Annotated in this window: 19 protein-coding genes and 1 pseudogene; 11 read left to right on the top strand and 9 right to left on the bottom strand. The window is 65.9% G+C overall.

Going from position 1 to position 14,937, the window contains the following annotated elements; translation table 11 throughout:
- Window positions 1-31: 31 nt before the first annotated feature.
- The gene (locus ACZ60G_RS10440) at window positions 32-1,282 is read left to right on the top strand and encodes a lipase family alpha/beta hydrolase (protein ID WP_465809078.1); all 1,251 of its coding nucleotides are present in this window, start codon (window positions 32-34) and stop codon (window positions 1,280-1,282) included.
- Between the two features lie 15 nt (window positions 1,283-1,297).
- Here the strand turns inward: ACZ60G_RS10440 and ACZ60G_RS10435 are convergent, their stop codons facing one another.
- Window positions 1,298-2,392 carry a hypothetical protein gene (locus ACZ60G_RS10435; RefSeq protein WP_063044035.1) on the bottom strand — a complete coding sequence of 365 codons (1,095 nt, stop codon included), beginning with the start codon at window positions 2,390-2,392 and terminating at the stop codon, window positions 1,298-1,300.
- A 119-nt stretch (window positions 2,393-2,511) separates the two neighbouring features.
- On the opposite strand from ACZ60G_RS10435, the gene ACZ60G_RS10430 reads away from it, so the two are divergent.
- The gene (locus ACZ60G_RS10430; protein WP_465809076.1) at window positions 2,512-3,309 is read left to right on the top strand and encodes a HugZ family pyridoxamine 5'-phosphate oxidase; all 798 of its coding nucleotides are present in this window, start codon (window positions 2,512-2,514) and stop codon (window positions 3,307-3,309) included.
- Window positions 3,310-3,617: 308 nt separating this feature from the next.
- On the opposite strand, the gene ACZ60G_RS10425 is transcribed toward ACZ60G_RS10430, so the two are convergent.
- Complete coding sequence (locus ACZ60G_RS10425; RefSeq protein WP_465809074.1) at window positions 3,618-3,980, bottom strand: hypothetical protein; 363 nt, start codon at window positions 3,978-3,980, stop codon at window positions 3,618-3,620.
- Between the two features lie 319 nt (window positions 3,981-4,299).
- Between ACZ60G_RS10425 and ACZ60G_RS10420 the strand changes: the two genes are divergently transcribed.
- The gene (locus ACZ60G_RS10420; protein WP_465809072.1) at window positions 4,300-4,893 is read left to right on the top strand and encodes an LURP-one-related family protein; all 594 of its coding nucleotides are present in this window, start codon (window positions 4,300-4,302) and stop codon (window positions 4,891-4,893) included.
- Here the strand turns inward: ACZ60G_RS10420 and ACZ60G_RS10415 are convergent.
- Window positions 4,890-5,273, bottom strand: coding sequence for a hypothetical protein (locus ACZ60G_RS10415; protein WP_465809070.1), 384 nt, complete (start codon window positions 5,271-5,273; stop codon window positions 4,890-4,892). The two genes, ACZ60G_RS10420 and ACZ60G_RS10415, sit on opposite strands and share 4 nt — an antisense overlap.
- Window positions 5,274-5,312: 39 nt before the next feature.
- Between ACZ60G_RS10415 and ACZ60G_RS10410 the strand changes: the two are divergent.
- The 3 genes and pseudogenes from ACZ60G_RS10410 to ACZ60G_RS10400 all read left to right on the top strand — a co-directional run.
- Window positions 5,313-5,477 (top strand): annotated as a pseudogene (locus ACZ60G_RS10410) (cytochrome P450); the annotation flags it as partial.
- A gap of 37 nt (window positions 5,478-5,514) precedes the next feature.
- Window positions 5,515-5,703 carry a ferredoxin gene (locus ACZ60G_RS10405; RefSeq protein WP_465809068.1) on the top strand — a complete coding sequence of 63 codons (189 nt, stop codon included), beginning with the start codon at window positions 5,515-5,517 and terminating at the stop codon, window positions 5,701-5,703.
- 204 nt (window positions 5,704-5,907) lie between these two features.
- A complete protein-coding gene (locus ACZ60G_RS10400) occupies window positions 5,908-6,558 on the top strand; it encodes an arsenate reductase/protein-tyrosine-phosphatase family protein (protein ID WP_465809187.1) in 651 nt (216 codons plus the stop codon).
- 1 nt (window position 6,559) lies between these two features.
- On the opposite strand, the gene ACZ60G_RS10395 is transcribed toward ACZ60G_RS10400, so the two are convergent.
- A complete protein-coding gene (locus ACZ60G_RS10395; protein ID WP_465809066.1) occupies window positions 6,560-7,192 on the bottom strand; it encodes a TetR/AcrR family transcriptional regulator in 633 nt (210 codons plus the stop codon).
- Window positions 7,193-7,292: 100 nt separating this feature from the next.
- Between ACZ60G_RS10395 and ACZ60G_RS10390 the strand changes: the two genes are divergently transcribed.
- The 4 genes from ACZ60G_RS10390 (at window position 7,293) to ACZ60G_RS10375 (ending at window position 9,997) form a co-directional block, all read left to right on the top strand.
- On the top strand, window positions 7,293-7,799 hold the full coding sequence (locus ACZ60G_RS10390) for a VOC family protein (RefSeq protein WP_465809064.1): 507 nt from the start codon (window positions 7,293-7,295) through the stop codon (window positions 7,797-7,799).
- Entirely contained in the window at window positions 7,790-8,104 is a 315-nt protein-coding gene (locus ACZ60G_RS10385; RefSeq protein ID WP_465809062.1) for an FAD-binding protein, read from the top strand. Before ACZ60G_RS10390 ends, ACZ60G_RS10385 begins: the two co-directional genes overlap by 10 nt.
- Before the next feature lies 1 nt (window position 8,105).
- Window positions 8,106-8,978, top strand: coding sequence for a TIGR03619 family F420-dependent LLM class oxidoreductase (locus ACZ60G_RS10380; RefSeq protein ID WP_465809060.1), 873 nt, complete (start codon window positions 8,106-8,108; stop codon window positions 8,976-8,978).
- Between the two features lie 134 nt (window positions 8,979-9,112).
- Entirely contained in the window at window positions 9,113-9,997 is an 885-nt protein-coding gene (locus tag ACZ60G_RS10375; RefSeq protein ID WP_465809058.1) for an RNA polymerase sigma-70 factor, read from the top strand.
- 322 nt (window positions 9,998-10,319) lie between these two features.
- Here ACZ60G_RS10375 and ACZ60G_RS10370 read toward each other — a convergent pair whose 3' ends face one another.
- From ACZ60G_RS10370 to ACZ60G_RS10355, 4 genes are read right to left on the bottom strand one after another with little or no spacing between them, the layout of a single operon-like run.
- Window positions 10,320-11,207: a fructosamine kinase family protein gene (locus ACZ60G_RS10370; protein ID WP_465809056.1), complete on the bottom strand. Its 888-nt coding sequence runs from the start codon at window positions 11,205-11,207 to the stop codon at window positions 10,320-10,322.
- Window positions 11,207-11,992 (bottom strand): helix-turn-helix domain-containing protein, encoded by a 786-nt coding sequence (locus tag ACZ60G_RS10365; protein WP_465809185.1) that lies wholly within the window; start codon window positions 11,990-11,992, stop codon window positions 11,207-11,209. The genes ACZ60G_RS10370 and ACZ60G_RS10365 overlap by 1 nt, the downstream gene beginning before the upstream one ends.
- Before the next feature lie 57 nt (window positions 11,993-12,049).
- Complete coding sequence (locus ACZ60G_RS10360) at window positions 12,050-12,580, bottom strand: pyridoxamine 5'-phosphate oxidase family protein (protein ID WP_465809054.1); 531 nt, start codon at window positions 12,578-12,580, stop codon at window positions 12,050-12,052.
- A gap of 39 nt (window positions 12,581-12,619) precedes the next feature.
- Window positions 12,620-13,216 (bottom strand): DJ-1/PfpI/YhbO family deglycase/protease, encoded by a 597-nt coding sequence (locus ACZ60G_RS10355; protein ID WP_465809052.1) that lies wholly within the window; start codon window positions 13,214-13,216, stop codon window positions 12,620-12,622.
- Between the two features lie 112 nt (window positions 13,217-13,328).
- On the opposite strand from ACZ60G_RS10355, the gene ACZ60G_RS10350 reads away from it, so the two are divergent.
- Complete coding sequence (locus ACZ60G_RS10350; RefSeq protein WP_465809050.1) at window positions 13,329-14,432, top strand: glutamate--cysteine ligase 2; 1,104 nt, start codon at window positions 13,329-13,331, stop codon at window positions 14,430-14,432.
- Here ACZ60G_RS10350 and ACZ60G_RS10345 read toward each other — a convergent pair.
- On the bottom strand, window positions 14,426-14,890 hold the full coding sequence (locus tag ACZ60G_RS10345) for a DUF4383 domain-containing protein (protein WP_465809048.1): 465 nt from the start codon (window positions 14,888-14,890) through the stop codon (window positions 14,426-14,428). The two genes, ACZ60G_RS10350 and ACZ60G_RS10345, sit on opposite strands and share 7 nt — an antisense overlap.
- Between the last annotated feature and the right edge of the window lie 47 nt (window positions 14,891-14,937).

Genomic DNA, 14,937 nt, shown 5'->3' with positions numbered 1-14,937 from the left:
AAATCTCAGTGAACAATTGTACACTGAATGAATGAGTGAGCCCGAGCGGCAACGACAGGCGGAGATGCAGGCGCTCGCGAGGTTGGCGGGCGATGAACTGGGTGGCGCGATCGAGGGGATCGCCGCGGTGCATCGAGCCATCTCGGACCGGGTGTTCGCGGCGGTGCGACTGGGTGTCGGACCGGCTGCGCAGCCGGTCAAGGTGGTGCACGATGCGATTACCGATGGGGTGTATCGGCTGGTAGGCGGAACCGCAACAGTTGCGGGCGCCCTGGCGGAGCGCACCGTGGACGTACCCGGTGCCCCGGTGCCCTCACGCACGGTCTACGGGTCCGGATTCCTGGCGGCACTGCAGGGTTTGATCGGCGACAGTCTCGAGGATGAGCTGCCGATTCTGGCCGGGCCGATGACATTTCGAATCAATGGGGAACCGGTCGCGCCGGGGTGGGTCGGCGATGTGGTGTCGAATCCGCGCCCGCGCATCGTGGTTTTTCTGCACGGTCTGGTGGAGACCGAACACGCTTGGCGGCTCGGCGGGCGGCCCAGCTATGCCGAGCGGCTCGAAGCCGATCTCGACTGCACGGCGCTGATGGTTCGATACAACAGCGGGCTGCACATCTCGGAGAACGCCTGTCTGCTGAACGGGATGCTGCAGCGGCTGGTCGAGAACTGGCCGGTGCAGGTCGAGCAGATCGCACTCGTCGGACATTCGATGGGCGGCCTGATCGCGCGGGGCGCCTGCTACGACGCCGATCAGGCCGACCTGCCATGGGTGCGCCGGGTGCGGCAGATCGTCTGTCTCGGATCACCGCATTTGGGTGCACCGTTGGAGCAGCTCGTCCACTACGCCTCCGCCGCATTGGTGAAAATACCGGAGACCCGGCCCTTCGGTCGGCTGCTGCGCCGCCGCAGCGCGGGGATTCGCGACCTGCGCCAGGGTTCGCTCGTCGATGAGGATTGGCATGACATGGACGTGGATGCCTTGCGCCGCAGAGTCGTTCGCGAAATACCGCTACTCGATTGCGCCGACCACTACTTCGTCACCGCCTCGGTAACCCACAGCCCGCGTCATCCGCTCGGCCGGATCATCGGCGACGGCTTGGTCCTGCCCGCTAGCGGCTCCGGCCGAAATCGGGCCCGCCGCATCGGTTTCGATGATGCCAACGGCCTGCATCTCCCCGGAGCCAACCACTTCACCCTGCTCAACCACGACGCCGTTTACGATGCACTGCTCCGCTGGCTGGGCGCCGATGCGCGTCAGATGTCTGTGCGCTGTGGTTGAGCAGCGGTGCTCGGGTCAGAACAGTTGGTCGGAGTGGGTGTCGGCTTCCCCTCTGACGTCGGCGGCGAACTGGGCTTCGACTTCCGCGTCGTCGCCCGCGGTGTGGGCCGAGTAGAGCAGTAGGCAGCCGCGGATGCCGTCGAGGAGATCTTCCAGGAGGTCGAGGGCCGGGCGGGTGGGGTCGAGGCGGCTGATCCGGAACTCATCGAGGAGCGCGGCGCGGGAGGCGCTGTCGAGATCGAATTTGCGGGCCTGCTCTTCGATTTCCGCGACGCGAGCGACCACCGCCCATGGTGCGGGCACGTGTCCTTCGGAGACGGCCATGGCCTCGGCGATGAGGTCGACGACGATCTCGGTCGGTGTCTCACCGCTGATCAGGCGCTCCAGCACCAGGGTCGGGGTTTCGACCTGCAGCGCCTCGATATCGTCGGCTTCGACGACCACATCGGCGGTCGGCACGCCCGCGAGTTCGCCCGCGACCTCGGCGGCGGCGTAGAGCCAGTGCGCGGCCGCGACGGATGCGGAGGCGGGGTCGAGTTCGGTGAACAGTTCCACGGTGCCGAGCGGGTCGGCGCGCAGCAGGTCGTCGGCGGCCTGGACCTGGGCCGGTGAGACATCCGGGCGTGAGAGTTCGACCGCTTGGCGTGCGCGCCCGGACAGATCGCCGAGTTCGGCGGATTCGATGGCGGCCTGTTCGGTGCGGACCTCGGCCGCGATGGTGTCACGCAGGCCGGAATCGTCGACGGCGTGCAGGGTGCGCCCTACGCGGTGCGCGGATTCGACGACGCCGCTGTAGGAAACGACGAGGCCGTGATCGGTCGGCAAGTTGGGGGTGCGGATTCCGGCCTCGACCTCCTTGAAGTTGCGGCGCTCTTCCGCGCGCCGCCAGGCCTCGCTATTGGGCACGTCGGGATCGCCTGCGGCACTTGCCGGGTGCGTATAGGTGCGCCACTGGAACCGGGACAGGGTGGTCAGATTCGACGCCAAACTCGTTGCCTGGTCATGGTTTATCGGTGGCAGCTGGGCCACCGTGGTCGAGAGATCGCCGCGTCCGGTCGCCCAGATGGCGACGAGGGCGTTGCGGTCGGCGTCGAATGCGTATCGGGTCACACACGCCAGTCTTGCCGATCCGCGGCTGTTGCGCGCGCGATCGCCCGGTTCGAGATGCGGTCTTCGCCGTTTCAGTGTGCGATGTCGGCGCTACCGAGGGCCCTGCGAGGATGGACGGTATGACTATCGATCACGGTGATCCCGGCGACGCGCCTTCGATTCCACAGCCGACCGCGCCCGTGGTGAATTCCGCTCGCCCCTCGGCGGCCGAGGAGGCCAGAACTGTTGCGGCGGCGACGAATATCGCGACCTTGGCGAGTTTGAGCGAGGACGGCGGCCCGTGGGCGTCGTTCGTCACCTACGGGCTGCTGGATGGTCAGCCGGTGCTGTGCGTATCGCGGATGGCCGAGCACGGGCGCAATCTCGCGGCGGATCCGCGCGCCAGCTTGTCGGTGGTTTCGCCCGATGTTCCGGCCGATCCGCTGGCCGGTTCCCGGATCACGCTGGCCGGTGTGGTGGAGCGGCCGGTCGGTGCCGAGGCCGCGGCGGCGCGCGAGGCGCATCTGGCGGCGGTGCCGGCGGCGAAGTACTACGTGGATTACAGCGATTTCTCGCTGTGGGTGTTGCGGGTGCGGCGAGTCCGATGGGTCGGTGGGTACGGGCGGATGGATTCCGCGACGGCAGAGCAGTATCTGGCGGCCGCGCCGGATCCGGTCGTTCCAGTGGCGGGGCGGGCGATCACGCACCTCGATGATGATCATGCGGATGCGCTGTTGTCGATGGCGCAGGTATTGGGCGGGTATCCGGATGCGACCGAGGCGAGTTGCGAACGCGCCGACCGGTACGGGCTGGATCTGCGAGTGGTGACGCCACGCGGAGTGGCGCGGACACGGGTCGGCTACGCGACCCCGATCGATTCGGCAGACGAATTGCGTACGGCGACAGTCGAATTGACACGGCGGTCGCGCGAGGGCTGACAGATCGAACTCAGTTTGGCCGTATAACAGTATACTCAATCAGTGCCATCCGGCACGGACGGCAGCGCCACACAGCCCGATGTTCAAAGTGAGATCGGGGTCCGGACGCGGATTCTGGCTATCGCGCTCATCCCGAGCCTTTCCCTGCTCGTGGTCGGCGCGAGTACCGCGGGATACCTGGTCGCCGAGGGGAATAAGGCTCAGGAGTGGGCCTCGCAGAATCGGCGGCCTTACTCACGGCCAACCCGGGACCCAGGTGTTGGGCGCGGCCGTCGCCGACGTCACTCGCGACCCGCGAAGACCATGATTCACATACCCGCTGTGTAGGCAGGATGGTCGAAGATTCCGTCCGCGAAACGCCATTGGAGGTGGATCGCGGTGAGGTTGACGGCCGAGGCGACGAGCGCGAGCGAATAGATATAAAGCATCGGATTGCTCGCGTGCGGATTCGTTGCGATCTCGGTGACCAGCAGCGCCGACCAGAGCGCGGTGAGTGCGATGAATGGGCCACGCAGCCGCAGCGGACGCACCTGGGCGTAAACGAGAGTCGGCATCCGATGCTGTGGCCCGTCAGGGAGAGTGGCCAGGCTGTGACTTCGCTTCGGAATCACCAACCTGCGCACGAGCCCGGCGATGACTGCGGTCAGCACAATGACGGCGATGAGATGCACAGGACGCGTGTCCTCCTTCGTGTGAGATTTCGTCGGCATGCACAAATAGATTCGGTCACGTGCGCGGTTGCCGATAGCCACCCATGGGGTGGACATCGCCCACCCCGAAGGATTTCTCCGAACCGGACTATCTGCGTGGTCATAGGGGGCAGCGGGGGGCACTGACCGCACCCTTGGGTGGCTTGATGCGGCGCCGCCGGTCGCGGAGCCTGTTCATAGCCGGGCTTCCCCGGGCCGCGTCACGAGGAGAGCAATGCCAATTTCTGAACAGTCGAACAGAGCCGAACGACATTGTGGTGGAACGCTTTACACCGAGCCGGTGCTAATTATCGATCAGAAGCCCAAGCTGATCGAGATGTCCACCGAGTACGCGGTGCTGGACGAGAACGGCCAGCGGCTCGGGTCCGTAGTGGAGATCGGTCAGAGTCGACTGCAGAAGGCCACTCGCTTTTTCGGTGACTTCAATAATTTCTTGACCCACCGGCTCGAGATGCGAGATGCCTTGGACAATCCTGCGCTCACGGTGACGCGACCCCGAAAGGTGTTCAAGTCGAAGGTCATCGTCGACGGGCCCGCGGGACAGCCGATCGGTCGGATTGTCCAGGAGAACTGGATGGGCAAAAAGCGTTTCGCGCTGCTTGCCGATAGCACCCGGATCGGGACCATCCACGCGGACCGGCTGTTCCAACCTCGAAGGTTCACAATCGTCGATCACACCGACACGGAAGTCGCCCGGATCATCAGAACCACAGCCGGGCTGGAACGGGCGATCGTGTCGGCCGAAACCTACGCGCTGGTGATCGACAAGCCGTTGCGCGATCCGATGGCCGGCCTTGTCCTTGCGTCTGCGGTGGCGATCAACACCGCGATCATGCAGGTGAAATCCACCACCGTGCTGGACCTGATCCCTTAGTCCGAACCGGTCGACGCGGGTGTGGAGGTGAGGGCGAATCGAGCGATGAACCCCTCGACGAATTCGCGCAGTTGGTCGTGGCCTTGCACCATGCCCACCGCTCCTTCGTTGCAGATGATGCGCGCTGCTCCGGTGAGCAGGATCGCCATCACCACCGGCGGATACACCGACAGGTCGACGCCGTGTGAGCGCAGGACCATGGTGACGGCCGCGGTCTCGATGTCGCGCACCCGTTCGGCGTAGGTCTTCAGCTCGGCGCCGATCACTTTGCGGTGGTTGGCCAGCGCCATCCACTCGGTGCTGAGCCGGGTGTAGCCGGTATCGGTGTTGATCAGCCACAACACCCGCAGTGGATCGTCGTCGGTGAGGGCTTGACGCATCCGTTCCAGCGCCTGATCGCCGGAGTCGCTCAGCACAGCGAGGGACAGGTCACCCTGGACCGGATGCTCGACCGTCTCCAGGACATCGATATCGACGACAGCGCCCACGGCCCCGCGCAGCACCGCGCCTATCGATATGAACCGACGTTCCTCTTGCGTGGATTACGCGAACTGCACATCACCTTCGCCGAGGTGGACCGGTGATGCGCGATAGCCTTGTCCGGACTTCCGGTGATCCCCGGTGAAGGCCACCGTCGATGCCGACCGTTGCCGCGGGCACGGCGTATGTGTTGCGCTGTGCCCGGCAGTCTTTCAGCTCACCGACCACGGCTACGCCGAAACCCGAGACCCGACAGTCACCTCCCAGTACCAGGACGCCGTGACCGACGCCGTGGACGCCTGTCCCGAACACGCCATCGTGACGCAGTGACCGGTCCGTTCCGGCGGAAGGTTCTCTGCGCTAACGGTTTTCGCGACGCCCGCGGTATCGAGGGGTTTCTTCGGCGATACGCCGCATTGTGGCCTGCAGGTTCTATACGGTTCATCCTCAGTTTGGTTGCCGCGCAGGGGCGTCGGTGTCACCCTCACTAGTGTGTCTACGCCCGAGCGGACGAACGGGGCCGGATACGCCGAGATCACCCCGGCGTACCGACTCCTCGACATAGTGCACGGCACGGCGCTGGCCCGTGCCGAGCGGCGGCTGCATCGCGAGTTCACGATCTTGTTCGACGCCAACACGATTCACCATTTCCTGCACGACTCCTACTCGCAGATCACGGCGCGCGCCCCGGTGAAGCTGTACCTGCCGCTGCTGGCCGAGCGCTTCGCCCGGCAGCAGCTGCACGCTCGGGCCAAGGTGGAGGGCCGCGTCGAGCACGCGGTCCCGGTGGTGCTGTTCCTGTGCACATTCAATGCCGGACGTTCGCAGATGGCGCTGGGATTCTTCGAGCACTACGCACAGGGTCGGGTATTGGCCTGGTCCGGTGGGTCCGAGCCGAGCGGGGCGCTCAACGCGGCAGCGGTCGCGGCCATGGCCGAGGTGGGCATCGACATCTCCCACGAATTCCCCAAGACCTGGACCGACGAGATCATCCTGGCCGCCGACGTCATCATCACCATGGGGTGCGGCGATGTGTGCCCGCTGGTGCCCGGCATCCGGTACGAAGATTGGGGCGTGGACGACCCCGCCGGGCTACCGGTGGCCGACGTGCGGCCGATCCGCGACGATATCCAGCAGCGTGTGATCGATCTGCTGGCTAGCCTCGACCTCGCGATCACCTCCTGACCTAACCCCCCGATGTCGCTTGGCGCACCGGCACGGTGAGCATCGCGACGATCATGTCGATGATCTCGGCGGTGTCGCTGCCGGGGACCGGGGTGCGCACGCCTGCTTCCAGCGCACGTTCGTAATCGGCGATCAGTGCGAACATGACGGTCGCCATGGTTTCCAGGCGCTGGCGGCGTCGACGGGGTGGAAGTTCCGGCAGGGCCGCGTCCAAGCGGGTGGCGATGATGCGGACGGCGGCACGGTCGGCACCGGCGAGGCGGCGGGCGTCGGCGATCACGGGGTGGGCACGCACGACTTCGAGGAAGCGGCCGTAGTGGGTGACCTGTGCCGTGTAGATGAGTTCGAGGATGGGGGCGGCGAGCATCGCGACCAGCGTGCGGATCTCGTGTGCGGTGCCCTCGGCCTCATGCTGGGCGAGCAGTCCCATTCGGCGGTCTTCGAGCCAGTTCATTCGGCGGTCGACGATGGCCTCGAGTAGACCGCTGCGGGAGTCGAAGTAGTAGTGCACCGCGGAGTTGTTGCGCTGGCCCGCGGCTGCGGCGATATCGCGGAGCGGGACGTCCACGCCGCGTTCGGCGATGAGTCGTTCGCCCGCGTCGAGCAGTGCGGCACGCGGTTCCTCGGTGGCCATATCAGCACTGTACTAAACCAGAGTGTTGACTACATTAAGCGTAAGTGTTTAATTGGGCGGTACGAAGCAAGTCTTTGTGCAGCAGAGTCGAGGTGATCCGATGACCATCGCGCGGGGCCCGATCTTCCAGCTGTGCTGGGTGGTTCGCGATATCGAGGCGGCCCAGCGCGAGTTCACCGCGCGATACGGCGTCGCGAAGTGGTTCACCATCCCGGACGTGCACTTCGGGCCGCAATCGTGCGAATTGCGAGGCGCGCCCGCCGATTACACGATCACGGTGGCATTGGGGTATGCGGGCGGGCAGCAGTTGGAGTTGATCGAGCCCAAATCCGGGACCAGTTTGTATTCCGAACATCTGGACCGAGTCGGGCCCGGACTGCATCACGTCGCGTGGGTACCCGAGGACTATGACGCGGCGCTGGCCGAGGCGAAGGCAACCGGAGCCGAGATCCTCGCGCGCGGCGCGTTCGAGGGCGTCGGGATGGAGTTCGCCTATCTCGACGGCGGCGCACTCGGTTCCGCCGTCGAGCTCATGCGGCTGTCGCCGGATATGCGGGCGATGTTCGATTATCTGATTCCGGAAGGGTTTTCGAACCCGTGGGCGTAGGAACCGAACTCCCCCAGCTCATTACCGAAACGGTCGAGTGGGATGTAACCGCGCAGGTGATCGTGGTCGGATTCGGTATCGCCGAAGCGTGCGCGGCGATCAGCGCGGCCGAGGCGGGGGCGCGGGTGCTGATACTCGAGCGCACGAGCGCGGCGGGCGGTGCTTCGGCGTTGGCGGCCGGGCATTTCTACCTCGGTGGCGGTACTGCGGTACAGCGGGCGACCGGACGCGCGGGTGCACAGGCGGCGGGACTATCCGCCGCATCGAACAGGGCGCACAGCGCCGAAAGTATGGAAGGCGATTGAGATGCGATTCACCTATGCCGAGACGATGACGGACCCGACCTTCTATGTGCCGCTGGCACAGGCCGCGGAGGCAGCCAGGTACACGTCGATGACAATCGCCGACAGCGTGGCCTATCCGAAGGAATCCGACGCCACCTACCCCTACACTCCCGACGGCAATCGGGAGTTCCTGGAGGACAAACCGTTCATCGAGGCCTTCGTACTATCGGCGGCCATCGCGGCGGCCACGACGACGCTGCGGCTGACACCCTTCGTGGTGAAGCTGCCCATCCGCCCACCGGTGCTGGTGGCCAAACAGGCCGCCTCGATCGCCGCATTGAGCGGGAACCGGTTCGGGTTCGGCGTCGGCATCAGTCCCTGGCCGGATGATTTCGAAATCATGGGTGTCCCGTTCGAACACCGCGGCGCACGCATGGACGAGTGCATCGATATCGTGCGCGGGCTCACCGCGGGCGGCTATTTCGAATACCACGGGGAGTTCTACGATCTGCCGCCCATCAAGATCAGCCCGGTGCCGACCGAGCCGATTCCGATCCTCATCGGCGGACACAGTGGCCCGGCATTGCGCCGCGCGGCCCAGCGCGGCGACGGCTGGATGCATGCAGGCGGCGATCCGGCCGAATTGGACCGGCTGCTCGCCAAGCTCGATGTCCTGCGCGCTGAATACGGCACCCGCAAGGATTTCGAGATCCACGTCATCTCGCTGGACGGGTTCACCGTGGACGGTGTGAAGCGGTTGGAGGACAAGGGGGTCACCGACGTGATCGTCGGCTTCCGCTACCCGTACACCACCGAACCGGATACCGAGTCGCTGGACACCAAGATCGCGCACCTGTCCCGGTTCGCGGAGAAGGTCATCGCGAAGACGAGCTGAACCGGGGTGGGGCCCGTCACGAACACCCGGTGTCACAGAATGTGGTGGTCCGGCGTCTGGTGAGCGACGCAGTCGAGATCCAACAGACAGGAGCCACCCGTGGCCACACACTTCCGGATGCCGGGGGCACAGTCGTGAGCGCGGATCCTGCCACCGAAGTCTTTGTCACCCACCGCAATCTGCTCTTCACCGTCGCCTACGAAATGCTCGGCTCGGCCGCCGACGCCGAAGACGTCCTCCAGGAAACCTGGCTGCGCTGGGCAGGCGTCGACCTCGACACCGTGCAGGACCACCGCGCCTATCTGGTCCGGATCACGACCCGCCAGTCGCTCGACCGGCTGCGCACGCTCGGACGCCGCAAAGAATCCTACATCGGCCCCTGGCTGCCCGAACCACTGCTGACCACCCCCGACGTCGCCGAGGATGTCGAGCTCGCGGAGAACGTCTCCATGGCGATGCTGCTGGTACTCGAGACACTTGCCCCGACCGAGCGCGCGGTATTCGTACTGCGCGAGGTGTTCGATCTGCCCTACGACGAGATCGCCGAAGCGGTCGACAAAACCCCGGCCGCGGTCCGCCAGATCGCCCACCGTGCCCGGGCACATGTGGCCGCGCGCCGACCGCGCGGGCCGGTTTCGGCGGCCCAAACCCGCGACGTGCTCGCGGCGTTCCAGCGGGCGGTCGAAAACGGCGACATACAGGGTCTGCTCGATATGCTCGCGCCCGATGTCGTGCTCCTGGGCGATGGTGGCGGAATCAAACAAGCCCTGCCTCGGCCCGTCACCGGAGCCGATAAGGTGGCCCGCCTCCTGGCCGCCTTCCCTGGCAGAATCACTGCGGCCTTGTCGCTGCAACCCGCCCAGGTCAACGGTTACCCGGCGCTGGTCATACGGCTCGACGACGAGCTCGATACGGTCATGGCGGTGCGCATCGACGACGGCCTCATCACCGGCATCTACTCCGTTCGCAACCCCGAAAAACTGTCGCATATGCAACAGGAGAGCGCCTTGCGCCGCTGAGTCCGAAGCGTCAGATCAGAGCGGACCGTCCTCGGCGAAGAACCTGAACTCGACCCTGCGCTCAGGCGCACCGCCACTGCGGCAATCTGTGCAACGGTCAGGGCCCGGATTGTGTCGCCGGGCAGCCGCGCCACAAAGGCGCGGCCATCTGCATCGTTGATCATTCAGCGCACAACGTCACCAGTACGGTGCGCGGCCTGACCCGCAGGCGTGCATTACGGCGAGCACGCCTGGGACGAGTCACGCGCGTCGCGGCCCGAGTAAGACATGCGGTCGCTTACAGCGCAGATACTCGGCCTCGAGATCGCGCTCGATCTCCGTATTACGGGTGCGATGCGGCGAGGGCGGCTGAGGCGGCGGCGAGGGTTTGGGATCGGTAGGAGCTGCCGAAGAGGACGACGTGCACGAGGAGTGGGTGCAGCTGGTGCAAGGGAACGCGCGTGCGCCAGCCGTCGGCGAGTAGGTGGGTTTCGTGGTAGGCGGCGCGGATTCGGTCCAGATGCGGGGCGCCGAAGAGGGCGAGCATGGCGAGGTCGGTTTCGCGATGACCACCGTGGGCGGCGGGGTCGATGACGAGCGCGCGGTCGGCGGTCCACAGCACATTGCCGGACCACAGATCGCCATGGATGCGGCTGGGTGGTTCGGGTGGGCCCGCGAGGGTCTCGATGTTCTCGATCACGCGTTCCAGCAAGCGAATTCCGTCGCGACCGAGAACGGGGGCTGCACGCGGTAGGTAGGGCGCGAGGCGATAGTCGGCGTACCAGCGCGCCCATGAACCGTCGAGCCGGGTGTTGTCCAGCGGCAGATCGGCGATCCAACCCGACCACGGCGCACCGAAGGATCCCGGCGAATCCGCGTGCAGCGCAGCAAGTTCGCGCCCGAAACGCTCTGCTGTCGATGCGGTCGGCGCAGCCGCCGAAACCCAGGGCAGCACCAGCATCCCGTCATCGACGGCCAGCACCTCGGGCACCAACTCCGGCACCCCCGCGGCGAGCCATCGCAGCCCCGCCGCCTCGGCCGCGAATACCGACGCCTGGTCGTGCGCGGCCTTTACGAAGACCTCGCGACCGTCGCCGAGTACTGCCCGATGCAACGTCCACGAATGCTGTGATCCCAGATCGGTGATCGATTCCACCGTCACGCCGACCAGTGCCGCGAGCTTCGCCGCGTCCGTCACCTCGGTCCCCTGCCCACGCTCACGGCCCCTCATCACGATGCAGCGTTGAGGCGCTTCTTCGTCTCGTCATCGGCCGGGAAGAACGATTCGATGGCGAGTTCGGCGACGGTCACGTTCATCGGCGTACCGAAGACGGTGGTGACGCTGATGAAGGACAGCTCGTGGTCTTCGTGGCGCAGGCGGAGCGGTACCACGGCCTGGTCCGGTTCGGGGAGGGTGAGATCGACTGTGCCGCCGGGATATTCGCACAGTTCATCGCGGAGCTCGATCAGTTCGGGCGAACCGGTGACTTCGATCTGGCGCGACAGGCGTTCGAAAATATGGCCGCGCCATTCGGCCAGATTGACGATGCGGCTCGCCATACCGTCGGGGTGCAGGCTCAGGCGCAGGGCATTGACCGGTGCGGTGAGCAGTTTCGGGTCGATGCCCGTCAACAGCAGTGCCACACCGGAATTGGCGTCGATCATATTCCAGCTCTGGTCGATGGCCAGCGCGGGATAGGGGTCGTGGCCCACGAGGATTTGGCGCATCGCACCGCGCACCGCATCCATCGCCGGTGTATCGAGGGATGGTTCGGCGTAGGCGGGTGCGAATCCGGCCGCGAGGAGCAGCCGATTGCGTTCCCGCAACGGAATCTCCAACTGCTCGCACAGGTGCACGAGCATGGTGCGGCTCGGATTCGCGCGACCCGTTTCGATGAAGCTCAGATGCCGCGCGGAGGTTTCGGCGCGACCGGCCAATTCCAGCTGGCTGAGCCTGCGCTCGAGCCGCCAATGGCGCAACAGGTCACCGGCTGTCTGCGTACTCACCCTGCCGATCCTACGAAGCCCGCAGCCCCGACACGATTACCTCACGGGTAATGGACGTGCGGCGACTCAGAACCGCCAGCGGGTCGCGCCGCCGGGTTCCACGGTGGACAGCGCCGTGGCGGTGAGCGCGGTCAGGCGGTACACGTGCCAAGGCGGCGGGCCCGCGGAGGGGGCGCTGTATTCAGCGGTGAGCGCCTCGCCGGTGTCGTCGACGCGACAGGGCCAGCCGCCGTCGGCCCAGCGCCGGGCGATATCGGCGACGGCGGCGGGATCGGCGATCCTGGTCGCGGTACCGTCCACGACCAGATCGAATTCGTGGGTGGCCACGCTCATCGAGCAGCGCGGATCGCGAGCCAGGTTGCGGCCCTTGCGGCTTCGGGCGCCGGTGGTGAACCAGAAGGCGCCGTCCACCCAGAGCGCGCCGAGGGCGGTGACGTGCGGGCTGCCGTCGGGATTGATCGTGGTCAGCCAGCAGGTGTGCCGATCAGGGCCGCCGGCGCCGGGGGCTTGTTCGAGGCTCGCGTCGAGTCGTTCGCGAATGCTGTCCCAATCGATCGGCGGCAGCTCGTAGCGGTCGGCGAGGTTGATTGTGTCCATATCAGTCAGGACGATCCGTGTCCGGAAAACTCACCGGTGTCAGAAGATTTCATCGCCGACGAAGGCCTGGGCCGACTGGGCCGCGGTGAGCTCGGCGCCGATCGCCTCGGTGAATTCGGTGAGGTCGCCGGGACTGCGGGAGGTGATCAGCGGCCAGCCGTTCTCGTCCGAACGCACCACCGGCCGATCGATCCAGCGCCCTTCGGCATTGACGACATCGGTACGCAGCGAGTGGTAGGACGTCAGGGTCTTGCCCGCGACGACGTCGGCCTCCACGAGCAGCCATGGGCCGTGGCAGATCGCCGCGACGGGCTTGCCTGCCCGCACGAACTGTTGTGCCACTTCCACGGCGCGATCGCAGACACGCAATTTGTCCACGTTCACAGTTCCGCCCGGCACGACGAGCAGGTCGAAATCGTCGACCTCGAGATCGTTGAGCGCCGCATTCGGCTGCACGACCTCGTCCTTGTCGACATCGTGTCGAAAAGTCTGGACCTCGCCGCGTTCGGGGGTCGCGTGCACGGCGACGGCGCCGTGTCCGCGCAACCAGTCCAGCGGCATCAGCAGCTCGTCGTGTTCGACGCCGGTATTCGCGGTGATGACCAATGCGCGCACACCGCGCAATTCCTCGGACATACCGGACCCCTTTCTCGCCGATCCTTCACTACGGTCGGCCTACCCCGGCGGGGGGCACTCAAACGATTCCGGCACCCGTCCGGATCAGCGATTTGCGCAGTAAACTCCAGTAATGGCCGCGGCCCTGCCCACTGTCGGCGTCGAAGAGGAATTCCTCCTGGCGGATCCGATCACGGGTGCGCCGAGTCCGCGGAATGTCGAAGTCGCGTCGGCAGCCGCCGACGTCGGCATCGATCTGCAGTTGGAGTTGACGCGCTGTCAGGTCGAGATCAATACCGGGGTGCACACCCGGACCTCCGAAATACTCGATGACCTGCGCCGACTGCGCCGCAGCGTGGCGAGTTGCGCGGAGAAGAACGGTGCCAGGCTGCTCGCGGTGGCGGTGCCGCCCACCGTGCCGGATGCGTATCCGGTCACCGATACCCCACGCTATCGACTCATCGAACACCACTTCGGGTTGCTCGCCCATGAGCAGGGTTTGTGCGGCTGTCATGTCCATGTCGGGGTGCCATCACGTGATATCGCGGTGCGGGTCGGGAATTATTTGCGGCCCTGGTTACCGGTGTTGTTGTCGTTGACGGCCAATTCCGCGGTCTACCGCGCCACCGATACCGGATACGCCAGCTGGCGCAGCATTATGTGGCGGCGGTGGCCGAGTGCCGGTCCCCCACCGTTCTTCGCTTCGATCGCGGATTACGACGATATGGTGCAGATGATGTTCGCCAGCGGCAGCATTCTCGATACGGCGATGGTGTACTGGGATGTGCGGCCCTCGGTCTCGTACCCGACCGTCGAGGTGCGCGTCAGTGATGTACCGGCGACGGTGGAGGAAACGGCGTTGTTGGCCACGCTGATTCGCGCCGCGGTCGTGATGGCACAGACAGCGATACACGATGGGCAGCCACCGCCACCGGTGCCCGCGGAGGTTTTGCGAGCCGCGTATTGGAAGGCTGCCCGATCCGGCTTGGACGGAGACGGGCTCGACACGATCAGCGGCCGCGCCCTCCCGGCCCACACCCTGCTGGCCGGGCTCGTGGACTATCTCACCCCCGCGCTCGAGCAGTCGGGTGACCAGCAGTTCGTCGCCGATGCCGTCAAAGCAGTTCTTGCGCGTGGGAACGGCGCGCGGCGACAACGCACCGCTATGCGCGCGCACGACGATGTCAGCGACGTCATCGATGTGGTCGCCGCCGCCACCCTCGAAGGGTGCTACTGAGACAGGCCGAATACCGGACGCAGGCCGCCGTCCCGGACGACCTGTACGGCGACGATCGCCAGCAGCGTCGCACCGGTCACCATGTGCTCGATCGCGTCGGTGATATGGCTAGGAAAGCTGAAGATCAGCACGTGGTGCGAGAACAGCGCCCACACCCCGACCGCGAATCCCCCGCCCACTCCGGCGAGCACGCAGTACCAGGCCGACCACGACTTGCGGGTCGCGACGATCAGTGCGGGGCCGAACAGCAGGAGCCCGGCTACCGCGTGCCAGCCGTTGTAGTCCATGCCGAGTACCGGTGTCGCGGGTGCGTGTTCGCCGAGTTCGAAACTGGGCTCAGCGATCCACCCCGCGATCGCCCACACGATATGGACCGCACCGATCACGAAGACGGCCCACTGCAGAAAGCTCCATCGCGTCCGGTTGATTCGCTGTTCGACCACCGATTGTTCGCTCATTGCGCCCTCCCTGACCGTATCTACTACACAGCGTAGTTGAGATGGGG

It is taken from the genome of Nocardia sp. NPDC102475 (assembly GCF_055584605.1).
This window is presented reverse-complemented; position numbering and strand designations above follow the sequence as displayed.